20 protein-coding genes are annotated in these 21,476 nt (G+C 70.0%); 9 read left to right on the top strand and 11 right to left on the bottom strand.

Annotation, left to right across the window (positions count from 1 at the left end):
• The first annotated feature begins 84 nt into the window (after window positions 1–84).
• Window positions 85–1,257, top strand: a complete 1,173-nt coding sequence (locus tag ACN20J_RS28320; protein WP_419667089.1) for a thiolase C-terminal domain-containing protein — start codon at window positions 85–87, stop codon at window positions 1,255–1,257.
• A gap of 149 nt (window positions 1,258–1,406) precedes the next feature.
• Here ACN20J_RS28320 and ACN20J_RS28315 read toward each other — a convergent pair whose 3' ends face one another.
• Together ACN20J_RS28315 and ACN20J_RS28310 are read right to left on the bottom strand one after the other, a co-directional pair.
• Window positions 1,407–2,018, bottom strand: a complete 612-nt coding sequence (locus tag ACN20J_RS28315; RefSeq protein WP_419667088.1) for a dihydrofolate reductase family protein — start codon at window positions 2,016–2,018, stop codon at window positions 1,407–1,409.
• 141 nt (window positions 2,019–2,159) lie between these two features.
• On the bottom strand, window positions 2,160–2,726 hold the full coding sequence (locus tag ACN20J_RS28310; protein ID WP_419667087.1) for a hypothetical protein: 567 nt from the start codon (window positions 2,724–2,726) through the stop codon (window positions 2,160–2,162).
• Between the two features lie 235 nt (window positions 2,727–2,961).
• Between ACN20J_RS28310 and ACN20J_RS28305 the strand changes: the two genes are divergently transcribed.
• A complete protein-coding gene (locus ACN20J_RS28305; RefSeq protein WP_189836939.1) occupies window positions 2,962–3,387 on the top strand; it encodes a pyridoxamine 5'-phosphate oxidase family protein in 426 nt (141 codons plus the stop codon).
• A gap of 27 nt (window positions 3,388–3,414) precedes the next feature.
• Entirely contained in the window at window positions 3,415–4,098 is a 684-nt protein-coding gene (locus ACN20J_RS28300) for a pyridoxine/pyridoxamine 5'-phosphate oxidase (protein WP_419667086.1), read from the top strand.
• Window positions 4,099–4,292: 194 nt separating this feature from the next.
• Here the strand turns inward: ACN20J_RS28300 and ACN20J_RS28295 are convergent, their stop codons facing one another.
• Genes ACN20J_RS28295 through ACN20J_RS28285 form a run of 3 tightly spaced genes read right to left on the bottom strand, consistent with a single transcriptional unit; the run spans window position 4,293 to window position 5,844 of the window.
• Complete coding sequence (locus tag ACN20J_RS28295; RefSeq protein WP_419667085.1) at window positions 4,293–4,895, bottom strand: GNAT family N-acetyltransferase; 603 nt, start codon at window positions 4,893–4,895, stop codon at window positions 4,293–4,295.
• Window positions 4,896–4,922: 27 nt separating this feature from the next.
• Window positions 4,923–5,363, bottom strand: a complete 441-nt coding sequence (locus tag ACN20J_RS28290; protein WP_419667084.1) for a Zn-ribbon domain-containing OB-fold protein — start codon at window positions 5,361–5,363, stop codon at window positions 4,923–4,925.
• 31 nt (window positions 5,364–5,394) lie between these two features.
• A complete protein-coding gene (locus ACN20J_RS28285; protein WP_190229011.1) occupies window positions 5,395–5,844 on the bottom strand; it encodes a DoxX family protein in 450 nt (149 codons plus the stop codon).
• 209 nt (window positions 5,845–6,053) lie between these two features.
• On the opposite strand from ACN20J_RS28285, the gene ACN20J_RS28280 reads away from it, so the two are divergent.
• A complete protein-coding gene (locus ACN20J_RS28280; protein ID WP_419667083.1) occupies window positions 6,054–7,259 on the top strand; it encodes a flavin-containing monooxygenase in 1,206 nt (401 codons plus the stop codon).
• Between the two features lie 389 nt (window positions 7,260–7,648).
• Here the strand turns inward: ACN20J_RS28280 and ACN20J_RS28275 are convergent, their stop codons facing one another.
• Window positions 7,649–8,986 (bottom strand): hypothetical protein, encoded by a 1,338-nt coding sequence (locus ACN20J_RS28275; protein WP_419667082.1) that lies wholly within the window; start codon window positions 8,984–8,986, stop codon window positions 7,649–7,651.
• A 318-nt stretch (window positions 8,987–9,304) separates the two neighbouring features.
• On the opposite strand from ACN20J_RS28275, the gene ACN20J_RS28270 reads away from it, so the two are divergent.
• The 3 genes from ACN20J_RS28270 to ACN20J_RS28260 all read left to right on the top strand — a co-directional run bounded on the left by ACN20J_RS28270 (window position 9,305) and on the right by ACN20J_RS28260 (window position 13,477).
• Entirely contained in the window at window positions 9,305–11,530 is a 2,226-nt protein-coding gene (locus ACN20J_RS28270; RefSeq protein WP_361922157.1) for an acetate--CoA ligase family protein, read from the top strand.
• A 482-nt stretch (window positions 11,531–12,012) separates the two neighbouring features.
• Complete coding sequence (locus ACN20J_RS28265; RefSeq protein WP_419667081.1) at window positions 12,013–12,792, top strand: enoyl-CoA hydratase/isomerase family protein; 780 nt, start codon at window positions 12,013–12,015, stop codon at window positions 12,790–12,792.
• Between the two features lie 61 nt (window positions 12,793–12,853).
• Window positions 12,854–13,477: a flavin reductase family protein gene (locus tag ACN20J_RS28260; protein WP_419667080.1), complete on the top strand. Its 624-nt coding sequence runs from the start codon at window positions 12,854–12,856 to the stop codon at window positions 13,475–13,477.
• 42 nt (window positions 13,478–13,519) lie between these two features.
• Here the strand turns inward: ACN20J_RS28260 and ACN20J_RS28255 are convergent, their stop codons facing one another.
• Window positions 13,520–14,860 (bottom strand): MFS transporter, encoded by a 1,341-nt coding sequence (locus ACN20J_RS28255; RefSeq protein ID WP_190229005.1) that lies wholly within the window; start codon window positions 14,858–14,860, stop codon window positions 13,520–13,522.
• Window positions 14,861–14,931: 71 nt separating this feature from the next.
• Between ACN20J_RS28255 and ACN20J_RS28250 the strand changes: the two genes are divergently transcribed.
• Window positions 14,932–15,912 (top strand): GlxA family transcriptional regulator, encoded by a 981-nt coding sequence (locus ACN20J_RS28250; protein ID WP_361922163.1) that lies wholly within the window; start codon window positions 14,932–14,934, stop codon window positions 15,910–15,912.
• Between the two features lie 172 nt (window positions 15,913–16,084).
• Here ACN20J_RS28250 and ACN20J_RS28245 read toward each other — a convergent pair whose 3' ends face one another.
• From ACN20J_RS28245 to ACN20J_RS28235, 3 genes are all read right to left on the bottom strand, one after another.
• Window positions 16,085–17,134, bottom strand: coding sequence for a Zn-dependent alcohol dehydrogenase (locus tag ACN20J_RS28245; RefSeq protein ID WP_189836928.1), 1,050 nt, complete (start codon window positions 17,132–17,134; stop codon window positions 16,085–16,087).
• A 10-nt stretch (window positions 17,135–17,144) separates the two neighbouring features.
• Window positions 17,145–18,299 carry an acyl-CoA dehydrogenase family protein gene (locus tag ACN20J_RS28240; RefSeq protein ID WP_419668972.1) on the bottom strand — a complete coding sequence of 385 codons (1,155 nt, stop codon included), beginning with the start codon at window positions 18,297–18,299 and terminating at the stop codon, window positions 17,145–17,147.
• 127 nt (window positions 18,300–18,426) lie between these two features.
• A complete protein-coding gene (locus tag ACN20J_RS28235) occupies window positions 18,427–19,332 on the bottom strand; it encodes an SDR family oxidoreductase (RefSeq protein ID WP_419667079.1) in 906 nt (301 codons plus the stop codon).
• 96 nt (window positions 19,333–19,428) lie between these two features.
• Between ACN20J_RS28235 and ACN20J_RS28230 the strand changes: the two genes are divergently transcribed.
• The gene (locus ACN20J_RS28230; RefSeq protein ID WP_419667078.1) at window positions 19,429–20,355 is read left to right on the top strand and encodes a cyclase family protein; all 927 of its coding nucleotides are present in this window, start codon (window positions 19,429–19,431) and stop codon (window positions 20,353–20,355) included.
• 572 nt (window positions 20,356–20,927) lie between these two features.
• Here the strand turns inward: ACN20J_RS28230 and ACN20J_RS28225 are convergent.
• Window positions 20,928–21,437: an ATP-binding protein gene (locus ACN20J_RS28225; protein ID WP_259333292.1), complete on the bottom strand. Its 510-nt coding sequence runs from the start codon at window positions 21,435–21,437 to the stop codon at window positions 20,928–20,930.
• Between the last annotated feature and the right edge of the window lie 39 nt (window positions 21,438–21,476).

Raw genomic sequence — 21,476 nt, 5'->3', positions numbered from 1 at the left:
GAGCGGTGGCGGCCAGATGCACAGAGGCGTGACGCCCTGTTGCACCCTGCCGAAGCCCACCGGATCTGATGTACCGTCAGATTCATGACTCAGCGGAAGGTGGCGGTCGTCGGGGTGTCCCTCTCCGACTGCGGCCGGGTGGACGAGGCGACGCCGTACGCGCTCCATGCCCAGGCCGCCCGCCGGGCCCTGGCCGACTCGGGCCTGGACCGCACGGTGATCGACGGCTTCGCCTCGGCGGGGCTCGGCACGCTGGCGCCGGTCGAGGTGGCCGAGTATCTGGGCCTGCGGCCCACCTGGGTCGACTCCACCTCCGTCGGCGGCTCCACCTGGGAGGTCATGGCGGGCCACGCGGCGGACGCGATCGCCGCCGGGCACGCCAACGCGGTCCTGCTGGTGTACGGGTCCACGGCCCGAGCGGACATCAAGGCGGGCCGCCGCACGGGCAACCTGTCGTTCGGCGCGCGCGGACCCCTGCAGTTCGAAGTCCCGTACGGTCACACGCTGATCGCCAAGTACGCGATGGCCGCGCGCCGCCACATGTATGAATACGGCACGACACTGGAGCAGTTGGCGTCGGTGGCCGTGCAGGCGCGGGCCAACGCCGCGCTGAATCCCGACGCTATGTTCCGCGACCCCATCACGGTCGACGACGTCCTGTCGGGCCCGATGATCGCGGACCCCTTCACCAAACTGCACTGCTGCATACGCTCCGACGGCGGGGCGGCGGTCCTGCTCGCGGCCGAGGAGTACGTCCAGGACTGCCGTACGACTCCCGTCCGGGTCCTCGGCACCGGGGAGCACGTCTCCCACACGACGATGTCGGAGTGGCCCGACTTCACGGTGTCACCGGCTGCGGTGAGCGGCCGAACCGCCTTCCGGCGGGCGGGAGTTGCTCCGCAGGACATCGACTTCGCCGAGATCTACGACGCCTTCACCTACATGACCCTCGTGACGCTGGAGGACCTCGGCTTCTGCGAGAAGGGCGAGGGGGGTGAGTTCGTGGCGAAGGGCCGCCTGAAGGTCGTCGGCGGCGACTTCCCGGTCAACACGGACGGGGGTGGCCTGTCGGCCCAGCACCCCGGCATGCGGGGACTGTTCCTCCTCGTCGAAGCGGTCCGCCAACTCCGCGGCGAGGCGGGCCCCCGCCAGGTCCACCGCCCCGACGGCCACCTCCCCGACCTGGCGGTCGCCTCAGGAACGGGCGGCTGGTTCTGCTCGTCGGGGACGGTGGTGCTGGGGCGGGGGATGTCATGACGGTGCGGGTGGGTGAGGGCTGGGTGCGCGGTTCCTCGCGCCCCTGAAAAGCGGGGCGGCGCCCCTGGCTTTTGGCTTTTGGCCTTTAGGGGCGCGGGGAACTGCGCAACCAGCACTCCACCCACCCGCACCCGACAACCGCCCTACCCCTACTCCCCCTGAGGAAGATGACCCTTGGCCTCCTCATACGTACCGGCCCCGGCCACACCCTCCGGCCCATAGACCAGGCTCACAACCCCCGTCTGAAACGTCTTCGAAGAAATCAACTTCAGCGGAATCGAGGAGTCACCCTCCTCGAACAACCGCATCCCCTTCCGCACGGCAATCGGATGCACGAGCAGATGCAGCTCGTCCAACAACCCCGCGCCCAGAAGCTGCCGTACGACCGAGACGGACCCGCTGAGGGCGATGTCCCCGCCCTCCTCGTTCTTCAGCGCGGTGACGGTCTCCACGAGGTCCCCCTCCAACTGCTCGGAGTTCCGCCAGGTGAACGCGAGCTTCCGCCTGGAAGCGACGATCTTCCGCACGTCACCGAGCTGCTTCGCGAACCCGGCGTCCTCACCGCCGGCGGCCTCCCGCTCGGGCCACGCCCCGGCGAAGCTGTCGTAGGTCGTACGGCCGAACAGCATGGTGTCGGCCGTACCGAAGGTCGCACCGACGGCCGCGCCCATCTCGTCGTTGAAGTACGGGAAGTGCCACTGGTCGGGCGCCTCGACGACGCCGTCGAGCGAGATGAACAGCCCCGCGGTGATCTTCCTCATGAGGTTCCTCCAGGTTCCGGCAGAGCTGATCGGTCAACTCTGTCTCGTCTCTGTGTCGTCGGGTAGACGGCGAGGACGGGAGAAACTAATCGGCGAAACCCCCGACTCGCGACTCACGACCCGAGACTCTTACTCCGAGGCTCATGATCCGACCGCGAACGCCGCGGGGGTGAGGACACGGTTCGGCAGGCGTGTCGGCACCGGGACCACCCGGCGCCGGGCAGCGGCAGCCTTGCGGACGAAGGCCCGGTCCCGGTCCTGGCCCCCGTCCCTGCCGCCCGCGAAGACGAACAACCGCAGCACCAGGAAGCGGCCTATCCCCGCAAGCCCCGAGGCGCTGAGGTAGACGACCTGCTCGGTGAGCATCCCAGGCGACGACTGCACGAGGTGCAGGACCAGCACCGCGAGGGAGGTCACCGCGTACGCCGCAGTGGCCGACCCGGCGGACTGCCAGTGCTGGCGCCAGCCGGCCCGCTTGCCGGTCCCGAAGGTGAAGAGGGCGTGCAACTCGGTGCAGAGGACGGTCGAGGCGACGGTGATGACCGCGTTCGCCACCGCCCACGGCATCGCACCGGCCAGCAGGGCCACCGCACCGCTGGAGAGGACCCCGATCCCGCCGCCGCACACCACGAACCGGACGAAGGAGGCGAACGGCCCCGGAGCGACGTCGCCCACCGTCTTCGCCTGCTGCGCGAGCTGCGGCTTCATGGGGATTTCCTTCCGGGCGGCGGGGCCGTGAACCCCTGCGATCAACTGGGTTCAACAATGCCGTCGCGCGCCCGCCCCAACGAGACAGCCCACACCCGAACCCATGGTGGTGCTGGCTCCACCATGGAAGGGGGGTACGCCCGTATCCGGCCCGCGGAACCGGAATAGACAACTGGACAGAACACGCTGAAAGGCCAAAGGGAATCACCACCGACCGCACTCCGGAGGACCCCGCATGGCCCTGACCCGTGAAGAGCGAGAGACGTTCCTGAAAGAGCCGCACATCGCCGCGTTCGCGGTCGACGCCGGGGCGGGCCGCGCCCCGCTCACGGTGCCGATCTGGTACCAGTACGAGCCCGACGGCACCGTTTGGATCCTGATCCAGGCGGACTCCCGCAAGAACCAACTGCTCGGCGCGGCGGGCCGGTTCTCCCTCATGGTCGACCGGGTCGAACCCACCATCCGGTACGTGTCCGTCGAGGGACCGGTCCTCGACACGACCCCCGCCACCCGTGAGCAGCTCCACGAGATCTCGGCTCGCTACCTCCCGGCCGACAAGGTCGACGAGTACGTCGACTTCTCCTGGAAGGAGCACGGCACCCAGGTGATCGTCCGGATGCGCCCCGAACGCTGGCTGTCGTCGGACCTCGGGGCGGTCTGAGCCGGAGGCCCGCGCGACAATCGCCCCATGAGCACCGAGTCTTCCTCCTCCCCGCCGCCCTCCGAGTTCGTACGGCTGCTGAGGGCCCAGCGGGTCTGGGACACCGAGCTGCCCCGCTTCACCCCGGACACCGCCCCCGCGGAACCGCTGCCGCTGTTCGAGCAGTGGTTCGCGGAGGCGGTGGAGGCAGGGCAGACCGAGCCGCACACGATGTCCCTGGCCACGGCGGACGAGGAGGGCAGGCCCGATGTGCGGATCGTGATGCTGCACGGCGCCGACGAGGAGGGCTGGCACTTCGCCTCGCACGCGGGCAGCCGGAAGGGACGGCAGCTGGCGGCCCGGCCGTACGCGGCACTCGGCTTCTACTGGCCCGTGCAGGGCCGGCAGATCCGGGTGCGCGGCCGGGTGACCGTCGCCCCGCCCGAGGTCGCCCACGCCGACCTGCACGCCCGCTCGACCGGCGCCCTCGCCTCCGCGCTGGTGGGCCGACAGAGCGAAGTCCTCGACTCCTACGAGGAGTTGGAGCACGCCTCGCAGGCCGCCTGGCACCGGGCCCACCAGGAGCCGGACGCCCCCGCCCCTTCATGGACGGTGTACGTCCTCACCCCCGACGAGATCGAGTTCTTCCAGGGCGACCCCCAGCGTCGGCATGTACGCCTTGCGTACCGCCGCACCGAGTCCACGTGGCACCGGGAACTGCTTTGGCCGTAGGCCCGACGGGGGGGGTGCCCTGGGCTTTGTCTTTAGGGACGCGGGGAACTGCTGTTTTCAGGGGCGCGGGGGACTGCTGTTTTCAGGGGCGCGGGGGACTGCTGTTTTTAGGGGCGCGGGGAACTGCGCGAGCAACACCGACCCACCCGCAGCTTCACACCCACCCAAGCCCCCGCCCCCCGCCGCCCGGGGCGTCAGAAAACGACAACCTCCGAATCCGTGGCGAGCCGCGCATGCAGATGCACATCCCGAAACGCATCCTGCCGCCCCGCCTCGAACATCGCCCCCCGCAACGTCCCCTCATACAGAAACCCACACCGCTCAGCAACGCGACAAGACGCATCGTGCCCAAGCGCGTGCCCCAGCTCCAGCCGATGCACCCCGAGCCCCTCGAACGCCCACCGCCCGGCCAGCGCCAGCGACCGCGTCGCGACCTGCCGCCCCCGCGCCTCCGGCAGCACCCAGTAGCCGACCCGCGCGACGCGTATGACGTGGTCGATGTCGTTGACCCCGATATGCCCGAGCGTCACGTCGCTCTCCGCGTCGGTGACACGGAAGGAGGCCCCGACACCTTCCGCAGCCGCCTTGGCACGCGCCCGCAGCGACTCCCGAGCACTGTCCAGGTCCTCGATCGCCCTGAGCGGCGTGTTCCACCGCTTGAACTCGGGGTCGGAACACCCCCGCAGCCATGCCTCGACATCCGACTCGGCCTCCGCGTCCCACGGCCGCAGCCGCAGACCGTGACCGTGGAGCTCGGGAAAGGGACGGGCGGCGTGGGACTCGTACAAGTCGGTCATCGTCCCATTCAACAACGGTCGCCCGTACTAGGTGGAAGCAGGCCGGAACACAGGAACCGCGACGGCGCCCGCCCCCTCCCCTTCCGCCTTCTCCGCCTTCTCCGCGCGGAAGGCCACCTCCAGCGCCATCCCCACCCGCAGTGCCCCCTCCCCGCACCCCACCACCTCGGTCATCATCCGCGGCCCCTCGGCAAGATCGACGACGGCGGCGACGTACGGCGTGCGGGAGCCGAAGGGCGGCAGATCGTTGCGGTGGACGACGGACCAGGTGTAGAGCGTGGCCCGGCCGCTCGCCGGCTCCCAGGTGACGTCCTCGCTCCAGCAGCGCGGGCAGAACTCGCGGGGGTAGTGGTGGGCACGCCCGCACGCCCCGCACCGGCGCAGCAGCAGCCGCCCCTCGGCGGCGGCGTCCCAGTACGGCCGCGTAAAAGCATCGACCTCAGGCAGATCGAACCGCGCCCCGGTCACAACAACACCCCCACCCGAAGTGCCTCGGCCATCAGAAGAAGCCCACCACGCTGTCCAGCGACCACGTCTGCCACGACATCGCGAAGAGGGCGACCAGGGAGATCAGCGCCATCATCGCGTTCTGCCCCTGCTCGGCCCAGTCGTGGATCATCAGCACGAGGTAGAGGAGGTTGAGGAGCAGCCCGCCGACCAGGGCGATCGGGGTCAGGAAGCCCACGACCAGACCGAGCCCGAGGGCGAGTTCCGCGTACACGACGACGTACGCCATCGTGCGCGGCCGTGGCGCGACGACCACATCGAACCCGCTGCGCACCGCGTTCCACCGGTGCTTGGCCGCGACGTCCGACGCCCACGCGATCCCGGTCCCGCGCTCGAACCAGCCCTTTTTGTCCTTGTGCCGCCAGCTCTCCAGCCACCACAGCCCGAGACCGATACGGAGCACGGCGACCCATTCCGCCCCGGTGAGCCAGATCGTGTCCATGAACTCCCCTGCCGCCGAACGGGATCTGACGGTACGTCAGTTCAGCGTACGGACGCCGTACGCGCAAGAGCCACGTCTCACCAGGCCCCCACAACCAGACGACCTACGCCACGAGCCCCACGCACTCCTCCTACAGCCGTGATCAATCCGCAACCAATTCCGGGCTTGACCGAGACCCATCAAGTGACTAGATGAATACGCTCTGGCACATGGCCGACTCCACAGCGCCCGCGGACCCCGCGGCACAGCCCCCCGCCGACCGCCCCGTGTACGTCATCGGCGGCGGCCCGGGCGGTCTCGCGGCGGCGCACGCGCTGCGCGCGCAGGGCGTACGCGCCGTCGTGCTCGAGAAGTCCGACCGCGTCGGGGCGTCCTGGCGGCGGCACTACGACCGGCTCCATCTGCACACCACGCGACGGCTGTCAGGCCTGCCGGGGCTGCCGATGCCGCGCTCGTTCGGGCGGTGGGTGTCGCGCGACAACGTGGTGCGGTACCTGGAGAAGTACGCCGAGTACCACCAGCTGGAGATCGTCACGGGTGTCGAGGTCTCCCGCGTGGAGCCCTCCGCCGACGGCGGCGGCTGGCTGCTGCACGCCACCGGCGGGCGCGAGCTGACCGGCAGCGCGGTCGTCGTCGCCACCGGCTACAACCACACACCGCACCTGCCGGACTGGCCCGGGCGGGACGCCTTCAAGGGCGAGCTCCTGCACGCGGGCGAGTACCGCAACCCCGGCCCCTACGCCGGACGCGACGTCCTGGTCGTCGGGGTCGGCAACACCGGCGCCGAGATCGCCGTCGACCTCGTGGAGGGCGGCGCCTCGCGCGTACGGCTCTCGGTGCGGACCGCGCCGCACATCGTGCGCCGGTCCACGGCGGGCTGGGCGGCCCAGTTCACCGGGATCCTCTGCCGGCGGCTGCCGGTCGGGCTGGTCGACCGGATGGCCGGGCCGCTGGCCAAGGTCAGCGTGCCGGACCTGTCGGCGCAGGGGCTGCCGCGGCCCGACACCGGGCTGTACTCCCGTGTGAACGAGGGGGCCATCCCCGTACAGGACGTCGGCCTCATCGACGCCGTCCGCAAGGGGCGCGTCGAGGTCGTGCCCGCGGTCGAAGGCTTCGAGGACGACAAGGTCGTCCTCGCGGGCGGCGACCACATCGCCCCGGACACCGTGATCGCCGCCACCGGCTACCGGCGCTCCCTGGAGGGCGTCGTCGGCCACCTCGACGTCCTGGACGCCCGCGGCCGCCCGGTAGTCCACGGCCCCCGCACCCCCAAGAACGCCCCCGGCCTCTACTTCACCGGCTTCACCAACCCCATCAGCGGCATGTTCCGCGAACTCGCCCTGGACGCCGAAAAAATCGCCAAAACAATATCCCGCGACACGGACCGCCGCCTCCCGTCCCGAATCACACACTGACCCGCACCCCTGTTCAGGGGCACGGGGACGGGCAGTCGTTTGGCTTTCAAGGGGCACGGGGAACGGCGCAGTCTTGTGCCTTTCAGGGACGCGAGGAACCGCGCACCCAGCGACGCCCCACCCGCACTTTCAGGGACGCGGGAAACGGCGCAGTCTTGTGCCTTTCAGGGGCGCGAGGAACCGCGCACCCAGCCACGACCCACCCGCACCTTCAGGGACGCGGGGAACGGCGCAGTCTTGTGTCTTCTAGGGGCGCGAGGAACCGCGCACCTAGACACGACCCACCCGCACCAACGCATCCGACCTCAACCACACCTCCAAGGGGCGCGGGGAACTGCGCAACCGGCCCCCCACCGGCCCGCAGCCACCACCCCGCCCCCGCAAAGCGCCTAGTTCACGACCAAGCTCGCCAAGTTGTTCGAACGATCCGGATCAAACGGAAACCCGTCCCCCCGCTCCGGCCGAACAATGACCGCCCCACTGGCCCCGGGCACCACCGTGTCCACGCGCAACGTGAACGCGTACGACCGCTCCGCACTCTCCGACACCCAGTACGGCAGGTTGCACACATAGCGCGGCGCACCCGTGGACCCCGGGTAGTAGCCACCGTCCAGCGTCCGCGGATAGCAGCCGGACGGAACCCCGGTGACCGTGGTGCCCTGCGGAACCCGCAGGTCGACGCTGGCCACCGGGTCCCCGGAACCGAGGTTGCCGACCCAGCCCGGCCCCTTGTTCTGGAAGGCGATCGAGGCCGTCACCGTGTCCCCGGCGGCACCCGAGACCGCGGCACCGCGCACCGCGAAGTCCGCCGTGTTGGCGGCGCCGATCTGCATCGCCACGTAGTTGTCGTCGTTCCAGAGGTCGGTGGCACCGCCACCAGGCTCGACGCTCAGGTCCAGCCGCTCGTTGAACGCGTGCTCCGCGATCGCCACCTCCAGCGGCTCGGGCAGCTCGAACGACTCCCCGGGCGCGAGGACTTCGTCGAACGTGCAGGTGGCGTGCGCGACCGGAACGACGTCGGTGTACTCGCACTCGGGGTACGTCGACACGAAGTCGAGCCCGTAGGACGCGTACATCGTCAGCGTGAAGCCGTTCGCCGCCTCGTTGCCCTTGTTGGACAGCGCGAACGGGATCGTCTCCGTCGTCCCCGGCTCGGTCTCGCCGACCGGTGCCTCGTCACGGATCGAGAGGTCGGGACCCGACGCCACCGTGAGCGTCGTGTCGGAACTGTCCTGCGGCGCCACGAGGACGCCGTCCGGACCGCCGGTCGCGGTCGCCTCGTACGTGATCCGCCCCTGCGCACCGCTCGCGGCGCCGTCGGCCGCCCTGACCTCCAGATGGATCTGCTTGTTGTCGCTCTCCCCGACGACGGGCACGTCCGGTACGACGCACACGGCGGTCGTGCCGCTCGGCGTGCAGGCGTCCGGCCAGGTCACCTCAGCGACTCCGGCGAGCCCCGAGACGTCCACGGTGAGCTTGCCGTCGGTCACGGTGAAGTTGCTGTTGTCGTGGTAGAGGCCCAGGTCGAGCGTCCGGGCCGGTGGCTCACCGCCGTCCGTGCCGAGCGGCAGGCTCTGCTCGTACGGCGAGTTGATCCAGAGCTGGTCGGTCTCCGGTTCGTCGTCGGCGGCGGCTGCCGGAAGGGCCAGGCCCACCGTCAGCAGGCCGGCCATCGCACCGGCACAGGCTCCGAGGCGCAGGGCGCGCCGGACGGAGTCGGGTCTCATGTCTCCCCCAAGGGACTCGGTCGTGTCTCCTTCGACATGTGCAACATCTAGACCAGCGTGGTCAGTTGATGGTTGCGCACGAACTGTGCGGAACCTGTGCGCCCGGCCCCGGCCCGGATACGCCGGACCGGGGCGCGCCGAGCCGGGCATGCCGAGCCGGATACGGCGGACCGGGCGCGTTCCCGGGCAGGACCTGCCGGGTACAAACCCTGTGCTCGCCACAAGTTCTTTGCGTGCAGACCAGTTCCTGACATGGCGTCAGTTAAGTAATCTGACACTGCGTCAGTTATTGGCAGCCACACAGGAGCGGGCGGACCGATGCTTGGATCAACCCACGGCACCCTCACCACCGACTCCCGCCGGGCCCGAGTCATCGCCTGCGGCGAGCAACCGGCCCCTGCCGTGCACGGCAGGCCCGCCGCCACCGACGACCTCGACGTCAGCGGCCGGCCGCTGTACGCCGGCGTACCCGATCTGGACCGCTTCTTCCGCCCCGAACGCGTGGCCGTCGTCGGCGCCTCGGACGCCGAGGGACGGCCGAACACCGGCATCACCCGGCAACTGCTCGCCTGGTCCGAGCGGGTCGGCGCGCAGCTGCACCCGGTGCATCCGACGCGCGAGTCGGTCTTCGGCATTCCGTGCGTCGCCACTGTCGGGGATCTGCCCGAAGAGGTCGACCTGGCCGTGCTGCTGGTCTCCGATCCGCTGCCCGTGATCGAGGAACTCGCCGAGACCAAGGTGAAGTTCGCGGTCGCCTTCGCCTCCGGGTTCGCCGAGACCGGCGCCGAGGGCGCTGCCGCGCAGGCGAGGCTGGCCGCCGCCGTGGAGCGGTCCGGGCTGCGGCTGCTCGGGCCGAACACGAACCTGAACGCCTTCGAGCGGTTCCGCGAGGATCTGGACGGGCCGGCCATCGCGCTCATCACCCAGTCCGGGCACCAGGGGCGCCCCGTCTTCACCATGCAGGAGCTGGGCGTACGGCTCTCCCACTGGGCGCCCACCGGCAACGAGGCCGACCTGGAGAGCGCCGACTTCATCTCCTACTTCGCCGAGCAGCCCGAGGTCGGCGCCATCGCCTGCTACGTCGAGGGGCTGAAGGACGGGCGGTCCTTCCTCCTCGCCGCGGACCGGGCGGCGCGGCGCGGGGTGCCGGTGGTGGCGGTCAAGGTCGGCCGCACCGAGACCGGCGCCCGTACGGCCGCCTCGCACACCGGCAAACTGACCGGCGCGGACGCGGTGGTGGACGCGGCGATGCGGCAGTACGGGGTGATCCGCGTCGACGGGCTCGACGAACTCCAGGACACGGCCGCGTTGTTGGCGCGTGCCCGGCCCCCGTCCGCCGACGGTGTCGTCGTCTACTCGATCTCGGGGGGTACGGGTGCGCACTTCTCGGATCTCGCGACGGAGGCGGGGCTGTCGCTGCCCAGGTTGTCGGCCGGCAAGCAGGCCGAGTTGCACGAGTGGATCCCCGAGTACCTGGACGTGTCCAACCCCGTCGACAACGGCGGGCATCCGGTGGGCGACTGGCGCGGGCGGAAGATCATCGACGCGATCCTCGCCGATCCGGCGGTGGGGGTGCTGATCTGTCCCATCACCGGGCCCTTCCCGCCGATGAGCGACAAGTTGGCGCAGGACCTGGTGGACGCGGCGGAGGAGACCGACAAGCTGGTGTGCGTGGTGTGGGGGTCGCCGGTGGGGACGGAGGCCGCGTACCGGGAGACGCTGCTCGGGTCGTCGCGGGTGGCCACGTTCCGTACGTTCTCGAACTGCATCACGGCTGTGCGGGCCCATCTGGAGCACGCGCGGTTCTCGTCGTTCTACCGCTCGCCGTTCGACGAGGCGCCGCGTACGTCGTCTCCCTCGTTCCGCAAGGCGCAGGCGTTGATGCGGCCGGGGCAGCAGTTGAGCGAGCACGCGGCGAAGCAGTTGCTGCGCGCGTATGGGATACGCGTGCCGCGGGAGCAGTTGGTGACGAGTGCCGCGGCGTCCGTGCGGGCGGCCGGGCTCGTCGGCTATCCCGTGGTGATGAAGGCGTCCGGCGCGCAGCTCGCCCACAAGACCGAACTCGGGCTGGTGAAGATCGGGTTGACGTCGGCGAGCCAGGTGCGGGACGCGTATCGCGACCTAACCGATATCGCGCGGTACGAGGATGTGCCGCTCGACGGGGTGCTGGTGTGCCAGATGGTCGAGCCCGGTGTCGAGATGGTGGTGGGTGTCACGCAGGACTCGTTGTTCGGGCCGACGGTGACTGTGGGGCTGGGTGGGGTGCTGGTGGAGGTGTTGCGGGACAGTGCGGTGCGGGTGCCGCCGTTCGGGGAGGATCAGGCTCGGTCCATGCTTTCCGAGCTCCGCGGGCGGGCGCTTCTCGACGGCGTCCGCGGGCGCCCTCCGGCCGACCTCGACGCGCTCGTCGAGGTCGTCCTCCGCGTCCAGCGCATGGCCCTCGAACTGGACGGGGAGCTTTCCGAGCTGGACATCAATCCGCTGATGGTGCTGCCTCGGGGGCAGGGGGCGGTTGCGCTGGATGCGTTGGCGGTGTGCCGCTGAGTTTCGTCTGCGGGTCGGTTGTGGCTGGGGTGCGCGGTTCCTCGCGCCCCTAAAAGATGCGCCTGCCGTTCGCCGTGGGTCGGGGCCGCGACGGGGCATCCGATCGCAGCTGTGTCATCCAGCACCCATTGGTTGCCCATCAGAGGTCGTGCTGCGATCGGAAACCCCGACACGCCCCCTTCGCCGGGAGGGCGGCCGCCGGAGGGGTAGGGGGCCGGGTTCCTTTAGGGGCGCGAGGAACCGCGCACCGAGCGACGTCCCACCCGCACTTCATAGGGGCGCGGGGAACGGCGCAGTCTTTTGTCTTTCAGGGGCGCGAGGAACCGCGCACTCAGCGATGCCCCACCCGCACTTTCAGGGGCGCGGGGAACGGCGCAATCTTTGGCTTTTAGGGGCGCGGGGAACTGCGCACCCCAGCCACAACCCACCCGCACCCACTCACCCACTCACCCACTCACCCACTCACCAGATCGGACCACCCCGTGATACTCCACACCACCACCAACCACATCTCATGGATCACCCTCAACCGCCCCGAAGCCATGAACGCCCTGACCCCGGACCAACGCGACCACCTGATCCGGCTGTTCGAGGAGGCCTCCGCGAACCCGGACATACGCGCGGTGGTCATCACAGCAACAGGCAAAGGCTTCTGCGCAGGCGCAGACCTCCGCGGCGGCGGCCCACCAACGGACCGAGTGGCCGGAGACGTCGCCCGAGTAATCCGCCACGGCGCCCAACGCCTGATCACCGCGATCCTCGACTGCGAGAAACCGGTGATCGCAGCGGTGAACGGCACCGCCGCAGGCATAGGCGCCCACCTCGCCTACGCCTGCGACCTGGTCATAGCCGCCGAATCGGCAAGATTCATCGAGGTGTTCGTACGCCGAGGCCTCGTCCCGGACGGCGCCGGCGCCTACCTCCTCCCCCGCCTGATAGGCCCCCAGCGGGCAAAGGAGCTGATGTTCTTCGGCGACGCCCTGACGGCCGCGGACGCGGAACGCCTGGGGCTCGTCAACAGAGTCGTACCGGACGAGGAGTTGGAGAAGACGGCCCGCACCTGGGCCGAACGCCTCGCCACCGGCCCCACCCGCTCGATCGCCCTCACCAAGCAACTGGTGAACGCCTCCCTGGACACCGACCGCTCCACCGCCCTCACCGCCGAGGCCACCGCACAGGAGATCAACATGACGACGGCGGACGCACAGGAGGGGGTGACGTCGTTCGTGGAGCGCAGGGGACCGGAGTTCCACGGCTGCTGAGCCCGGCGATCGGGAGAACCCCTTCCAATCTGACACTCCGTCAGCTTCAATGGACACTGTGATGGGACACGCAGGGATGGCCGCCGCGGCGGTCCGCTACCTCAGGTCGGCTGGAACCCCGGACACCGCGGGCCGGGTCGAACCACTCCCACGCCCGGACCTGCGCGCGGTCGGCGACGACGAACGCGCACCGATCGACCCGGCCGAATTCCGCCGCGTACTGGGCAACTTCGCCACGGGCGTGACCGTCGTGACCGCACCGGCGGGTGAGGGTGAGTCGGCAGGACCGGCCGGTTTCGCGTGTCAGTCCTTCTCCGCGCTGTCCCTCGACCCGCCGCTGATCGCGTTCATGGTCGCGCGTACGTCGACGACCTGGCCCCGCATCGCCCGCGCGGGCGTCTTCTGCGTGAACGTCCTGGGCGCCCACCAGGGCGACCTGTGCCGCGGCTTCGCGGTGAGCGGCGCCGACAAGTTCGCCGGGGTGGCCCACGACCCGGCCCCGGTGTCCGGGTCACCGCGCCTGGTCGGCGCCCCCGCCTGGATCGACTGCACGATCCACGCCGTCCACACGGGCGGCGACCACCTGATCGTGGTCGGCAGGGTGGACGCCCTGGGCACGGCGGACGGCGACGACGGCTCGCCTCTGCTGTTCCATCGCGGCCGTTTCGGCCGCCTCACCGACTGAGGCCGGGCGCCGGCTCCGTACGCGTTCAGGCGAGAGACCTGTTCAGGCGAGAACCGTCTGCGCCGCCACCGGCCGCCTCCGGATCACCAACGCCATCAGCGCCGCCGCGGCGCACAGCGCGCCCGAGGCGTACCACATGACGTCGTACGAGCCGAAGGTGTCGCGGGCCACGCCGCCGAGGAAGGCGACGAGGGCGGCACCGACCTGGTGGGAGGCGAGGACCCAGCCGAAGACGATGGCGCTGTCGTCGCCGTAGTGCTCGCGGCACAGGGCGATGGTGGGCGGGACCGTGGCGACCCAGTCGAGGCCGTAGAAGATGATGAAGAAGATCATCGGCGGGTGGACCGAGGGAGCCAGCAGGAGAGGGAGGAAGAGGAGGGAGATGCCTCGCAGGGCGTAGTAGACGGCCAGCAGGCGGCGCGGGTCGAAGCGGTCCGTGAACCAGCCGGAGGCGATCGTGCCGATGACGTCGAAGACGCCGATGACCGCGAGGAGCGACGCGGCCGCCGTGATCGGCATTCCGTGGTCGTGGGAGGCGGGCACGAAGTGCGTCTGGATCAGGCCGTTGGTCGAGGCTCCGCAGATCGCGAAGGTTCCGGCGAGGAGCCAGAAGGGGCCGGTGCGCGCGGCTGAGAAGAGGACCTTCACCGTACGTCGTGCCGCGCCGGGCACGGGTGGCGGCTTCTCGACGAACTCCGTTGCCCCGTACGGCTTCAGGCCCACGTCCGCCGGGTGGTCGCGCAGCAGCAGCCAGACGAAGGGGACGACCGCGAGGGCCGCCAGGGCGACGGTGACGGCGGCCGGACGCCAGTCGTGCTCCTCGACGATCCAGGACAGCACCGGCAGGAAGATCAGCTGGCCCGAGGCGGAGGCCGCGGTGAGGATGCCCGTGACCAGGCCGCGCCGCTCGGTGAACCAGCGGTTGGTGACGGTGGCGGCGAAGGCAAGGGCCATCGAGCCGGAACCGAGGCCGACCAGCAGGCCCCAGCACAGCAGCAGCTGCCACGCGGTGGTCATCCACACCGTGGCGCCGGAACCGACTGCGATCACGACCAGGGCGGCGGCAACCACCCGGCGGATGCCGAACCGGTCCATCAGCGCGGCGGCGAACGGCGCCGTGAGCCCGTACAGCGCGAGGTTGACGGAGACCGCGAGCCCGATCGTGCCGCGCGACCAGTGGAACTCCTGATGCAGCGGGTCGATCAGCAGCCCCGGCAGCGAACGGAAGGCCGCGGCCCCGATGATCGTCACGAACGTCACGGCGGCGACGAACCAGGCCCGATGTATCCGCCGCCGGCGCTTGCCGCTCCCGGAGTCCTCGACGGCTGCGGATCCGTCCCCGACTGCTTCTACGCCTGCGGCATCGGTTGTTGTCTGTGTCACGTCATAGAGCTTCCGGCCTGCGGACTCTCCGAACGAGTGGCCAGAAGGACAGCATTAGCTAGAATCGGGCCATGGGTACGCAGACCCCCTTCCGTCGCCACCGCATCGTCGTCCTCGCCCTGGACGGCCTCCTCCCCTTCGAGCTGGGCATCCCGCAGCGGATCTTCGGCCGCGCCAAGGACGCCGAGGGCCGCCGCCTGTACGAGGTGGTGACCTGCTCGATCCGGCCGCCGGGCCGGGTCGAGGCGGAGGCGGACTTCTCCATCCTCGTGGAGAACGGCCCGGAGGCCCTCGCCACCGCCGACACGGTCGTCATTCCGGCCTCGTACGAGCTCGGCCCGGTGCACGACGAGGGCGTACTCACGGACGAGCTGGCCGCGGCCCTCGCGCTGATCCGGCCGGGCACGCGGCTCGTATCCATCTGCACGGGCGGGTACGTTCTTGCGGCCGCCGGATACCTCGACGGCCGCCCGGCGACCACGCACTGGGCGTCCGCCGAGCACTTCCAGCGGCTCTTCCCGAAGGTGCGGGTGGACGCGGACGTGCTGTTCATCGACGACGGCGACGTGCTGACGTCCGCCGGGGTCGCGGCCGGGATCGACCTGTGCATCCACATCGTGCGCCGCGATCACGGTACGGCGGTCGCCAACGAGGTGGCCCGCCGTACGGTCGTGCCGCCGCACCGGGACGGAGGGCAGGCCCAGTACATCCAACGCCCCGTTCCCGAGCCGCAGTTGGCGTCCACGACGGCGGCTCGTGCGTGGGCGCTGGCGCGTCTGCACGAGCCGATCCAGTTGCGGGACATGGCCGAGCAGGAGTCCATGTCGGTACGCACCTTCACCCGCCGCTTCCGCGAGGAGGCCGGCATCAGCGCCGGCCAGTGGCTCACCCAGCAACGAGTCGAACGAGCCCGCCACCTCCTGGAGTCGACCGACCTCTCGATCGACCAGATCGCCCACGCCTCAGGCTTCGGCACCCCCCAATCAATGCGCCAACACCTCCAATCAACCCTGGGCGTAACCCCCACGACCTACCGCAGAACCTTCCGCTGACCAACCGACCTACGGCCCGGCTGTGGCAGATTGCGCAGTTCCCCGCGCCCTTTTAGGGGCGCGGGGAACTGCGCAATCTTTTGGGGGTTCGGGGGCGAAGCCCCTGAAAAGGGACGGGAATGGGTAGGGGCGGCGGGGGCGAAAAACCCCTCCGCCGCCCCGGCAACGTACGTCAGAACGTAAGAACAGCCCGAGCAACCCGCCCGGCCCCCGCATCAGCCGCAGCCTTCTCAAAGTCCTCCACCGGATACGTCTCAGTCACCAACTCGTCCAACAACAACCGCCCCTCGCGATACAACTCCGCGTACAACGCAATATCCCGCTGAGGCCGAGAAGACCCATACCGACACCCAAGAATCGACTTGTCCAAATACATCGACGAGACAAGGAACGACGCCTCGGCCGTAGCAGCCGGAACCCCGAGCAACACAGCCTGCCCATGCCGATCAAGCAGATCAACGGCCTGCCGCACCAACTCCACCCGCCCCACACACTCGAAGGCATGATCGGCCCCGGTAGGAAGAACCTCCCGCACCCCCTCCGTCGAGGACAAGAAATGCGTGGCCCCGAACCGCCGAGCCACCCCCTCCTTAGCCGGATTCGAATCCACGGCCACCACGGTCAGCGCCCCGGCGATCCGCGCCCCCTGAATCACATTGAGCCCGATCCCCCCGGTACCGATGACGACCACGGTGTCCCCGCGATCCACCCGCGCCCGATTGAGGACGGCCCCGACCCCGGTCAGCACCCCGCACCCGATGAGCGCGGCGGAGGTCAAAGGAATGTCCTCAGGAATCCGCACGGCCTGCACGGCCTTGACCAACGTCCGTTCGGCGAAGGCGGAGTTGGACGCGAACTGGTACAACGACTGCCCCGCCCGCGTGAACGGCCGCTGAGGCATCCCGATGGCCTTGCGGCACATGGTGGGCCGCCCCCGGTCGCACTCGGCGCAGGTCCCGCAGTTCGCGAGTGTGGACAGGGAGACATGGTCCCCGGGCTGGACATGGGTGACGCCCACACCCACGGCCTCCACGACCCCCGCACCCTCGTGCCCGAGGACCACAGGTACGGGGAAGGGAATGGTCCCGTCCACCACGGAGAGATCGCTGTGGCACAGCCCCGCCGCGGAGATCGCCACCAGCACCTCACCCGGCCCCGGATCCCGTATCTCCAGGTCGTCGACCACCTGGGTCTGCTTCCCATCGAAAATCACACCCCGCATGGCGCCCACCTCAACCCTTCGGTTCCCTGGGAAGGCCGAGCACCCGCTCGGCGATGATCGTGCGCTGAACCTCGTCCGAACCGCCGTAGATGGTGTCGGCCCGGCTGAACAGGAACAGGTGCTGAAGCGCGTCCAGTTCGTAGGGCGCCGAGGCCGACCAGTCCGCGGGCCCCACCGCCGCCTCCGCGCCCCGCACCCGCATCGCCAGCTCCCCGAGCCGCTGATGCCACCGCCCCCACAGCAGCTTGGCCACACTGGGAGCGCCCCAGTCCTGCGCCTGGTCCGCCGAACTCCCCAGCGTCCGCAGCGCGTTCCACCGCATGACACGCAACTCGGCCCACTGGCGCACAAGACAGTCCCGTACGACGGGATCGTCGACCGCGCCCGTCGAGACGGCCGCTTCCACGACCCGCCCCAACTCCTGGGCGAAGCCGATCTGCTGGGCGAGCGTGGAGACTCCGCGCTCGAAGCCGAGCAGGCTCATCGCGACCTGCCACCCGTTGCCCTCGCCCCCGACGACGTGATCCACGCGCGCGTGCGCCCCGTCGAAGAAGACCTCGTTGAACTCGCTCGTCCCCGTCATCTGACGAATCGGCCGCACCTCGATCCGCCCCGGCTGATCCATCGGTACGAGCAGAAAACTCAGCCCGTGATGCCGCCGCGACCCCGCTTCCGTACGCGCCAGCACAAAACACCAGTCCGCCTCATGGGCGAGCGAGGTCCAGATCTTCTGCCCGCTGATCCGGTAGGTCCCCGCCTCCCGCACGGCCTCCGTACGAATCCCCGCAAGATCCGACCCGGCCCCCGGCTCGCTGTACCCCTGGCACCAGAGCTCGTCACCGGACGCGATCGCGGGCAGAAACCGGGCCTTCTGCTCCTCACCGCCATGAGCGATGAGAGTGGGCGCGAGCAAGTTCTCCCCGATGTGCCCGGACCGCGGAGGCGCCCCCGACCGCGCATACTCCTCAGCCCAGACAACCTGCTGACTGAGCCCGGCCGACCGATTCCCGTACCCGCCCTCACCCCACCCGAGCCCGATCCACCCGGCTCCACCGAGCACACGCTCCCAGGTACGCCGGTCTGCCCCGCCCGAGACGTTCTCCGCGAGCCACGCCCGCGCCTCGCCCCGAAACGCCTCATCCTCCGCCGTAACCCCGAACTCCACATGTCCTCCGCCCACCACAGCGCCCCTTCAGGGGCGCGGGGAACTGCGCAGTCTTTTAGGCTTTTAGGGGCGCGGGGAACTGCGCGCTCAGCCACAGCGGACCCGCACCCACCACCCAGCCCAGCCCCTACGGCACCTTCTTCGACCGAGCCGCCCGAGCCATCTCCTCCACCCGCTCGAGCAACGGCATCGGATCCACCCCCACAGTCCCCGGCAGAAAATCCGCAATCCGCTCAGGAGTCCAAGACCCCTCCGCATACCCCGAACGGAGTTCCCTCGGCTGAGCCCACACCGCGATCTTCGGCCCCGCGATCGTGTAGACCTGCCCGGTGATCCGCTCCTCCCGCGCCCGCTCGGACAGCAGGTACACCACGAGCGCGGCAACGTCCTCGGGCTCGCCGATCTCCTTCAACTCCATCGGCACGTTCGCGGACATACGCGTACGCGCGACGGGTGCGACCGCGTTCGCGGTGACCCCGTACTTGTGGAGCCCCAACGCAGCGCTCCGCACGAGCGAGATGATCCCGCCCTTCGCGGCGCTGTAGTTGGCCTGGGAGACGGACCCCTGGTGGTTGCCGCTGGTGAACCCGATGAGCGTCCCGGAGCCCTGCCGCCGCATGATGGCGGAGGCGGCCCGGAAGACGGTGAACGTGCCCTTCAGATGGGTGGCGAGGACCGGATCCCACTCCTCCTCGGACATGTTGAAGAGCATCCGCTCGCGGAGGATCCCGGCCACGCACACGACTCCGTCGATGCGCCCGTACGTCTCCAGGGCCGTGTCCACGACCCGTTGTCCGCCCGCCATCGTCGAGATGTCGTCGGCGACGGCGATCGCGTCGCCGCCGGCCGCCTCGATCTCCTTGACCACGGACTCGGCTATCTCGCTGGTCGGCTCCGCGCCCTCTATGGACACCCCGTAGTCGTTGACGACGACCCGTGCGCCCTCGGCCGCGGCGGCCAGCGCCACCGCGCGCCCGATGCCCCGGCCCGCCCCGGTCACGGCGACGACCTTGCCTGCCAAGAAGTTCCCCACGCCCCGGCCCCTTCCCGCAGTTTCTGACGGTCCGTTAGATTCGACTCAGATTCTACGACCCGTCAGATACCTGGAGACAAGCCCCGGGGAGCACTCATGTCGATGCCGGCCGAGTTCCACGAGATCGCCAAGCGCGTGAACAACTGGGGGCGTTGGGGGTCCGACGACGAGATCGGCACGCTCAACCTGATCACCGACGAGGTGGTGCGGGAGGCCGCCGCGACGGTGCGCACCGGCCGTCGCGTCCCACTCGCCCTCCCGCTGAAGGAGGACGGCGTGCAGACCGGGATGATCCCGGGCCGGGTGAACCCGCTGCACGCGATGGTGCAGATCAACCAGGAACTGTTCGGGCCCGGCACGGTCGCGTGCAGCGACGACGCCGTGACCATGGGCCTCCAGGCGGCCACCCACTGGGACGCGCTGACCCACGTCTCGCACTCGGGGAAGATCTACAACGGCCGCCCGGCGACCACCGTCACGGCCCACGGCGGCGCCGAGTTCAGCGGCATCGACAAGCCCCGCCACATCGTCTCGCGCGGCATCCTCCTGGACGTGGCCCGCGCGCTCGGCAAGGACCGCCTCGACGGCGGGCACACGGTGACCCCGGAAGACCTCGAAGCGGCCGAGGAACTGGCCGGGACGAAGGTCCGCGCGGGCGACATCGTCCTCGTACGCACCGGGCAGATGCAGCTCTATCTGGCGGGCGACAAGCACGCGTACGCGTTCCCGTCGCCCGGGCTGTCCGTCCGTACCCCGGAGTGGTTCCACGCGCGCGATGTGGCCGCCATCGCGAACGACACCCTCACCTTTGAGATATTTCCTCCGGAAATAGAGGACTTGTGGCTTCCCGTGCACGCTCTCGATCTGGTCGAAATGGGCATGCTCCAGGGCCAGAACTGGAATCTCGAAGAGTTGTCCACAGCCTGTGGAGAACTTTCCCGCCATACGTTCCTGCTGTCGGCGATGCCCGAACCGTTCGTCGGCGCCACCGGAACCCCCGTGGCACCCGTCGCGATCCTCTGAAACACCCTGCCGACCATGCCCACTCCGTCGACCCTGTCAGCAGAGGGTCGGCTGGCGGCGCGCCTCCCCCACACTCGGTCACGCCCGGGCGGGAGGGACCCCACCTCACCCCGAGCACGACACCGCGCGCCGCCATCCGGCTCCGGCGTACCCGCCCTGCTCCCGACCCTGGAGGAGCCGACGCCGATCGCGACCCACGCTCGCCAAGGGCTCCCGTCACCGGAACCCTCGCCGTCCCCTCACGGCGAATCGCTGACCACAAGCGTGATCAAACGGACACGACTCGTCAACACCTGTTCGGGGATTCACGGCTTACGCCCCTCTTTGTGCCGCCACGGGCGGAAGCACGGCACGGCGCATCGGGCAGCACGGGACAAGTGGGGCGAGGGCGCTGTGCTTCTGTGCTCCGCCTGGAGGTCCGGATGCCATGTGCGGGTCACTGGGGGCTGGTCGCGCCCCGTGGCGGGGCCGCCATGTCACCGCCCCGCGCCCCTGACAGCGCGGCCGGTCGACCGCGGAAGCCGACCCCGCAGAGGCGTGCCCCACTCAACCCCCGAAGGGGCGCGGCCCGCTCAGACCACCTCGAACGCCAGGTCCTGGTAAGCAGCCGGAACCGAGTCGCACGTCACCGCGGTCACTGCCGTCGCCGAACAGCGGTCCACCTCGCACCAGATGCGCTTGCCCGCGCCCTCGCTGCTCCAGCCCCAGCGGTCGGCGAGGCCGTCGACGAGGGCCAGGCCCCGGCCGTTGGTCTCGTCGCCGTCCGCGCATCGGGGGCGTGGTGGCCGGGCGCTGGCGTCGAGCACCTCCAGACGGACGGTGGCCACTGCCTCCGCCACGGCCCGCTCGCCCGCGGTGGGCCCGGTCACGAGACTCGGCAGCGACAGACGCAGCACGGCCGGACGGCCCGTGTGCACCACCGCGTTGGTGACCAGCTCGGAGACGAGCAGGATCAACGTCTCGGCAAGCGGCTCATCGGCCTCTATCCCGGACCCCGCGAGCCGCGAACGGGCCCACCTCCGGGCCCGCCCCACCTCTGCGGGGTCGGGCCGGATCTCCAGCTGCACTTGAAGCACCTGCACCGCTCACACCATCCGAACCGGCGGACACATCGCCTCGCG

The sequence above is a fragment of the Streptomyces sp. 2-1 genome, from assembly GCF_048564895.1.
Classification (GTDB): Bacteria; Actinomycetota; Actinomycetes; order Streptomycetales; family Streptomycetaceae; genus Streptomyces; species Streptomyces phaeochromogenes.
Note: the sequence above shows the minus strand (reverse complement) of the source record. Positions and strands in the feature narration are given on the sequence as shown.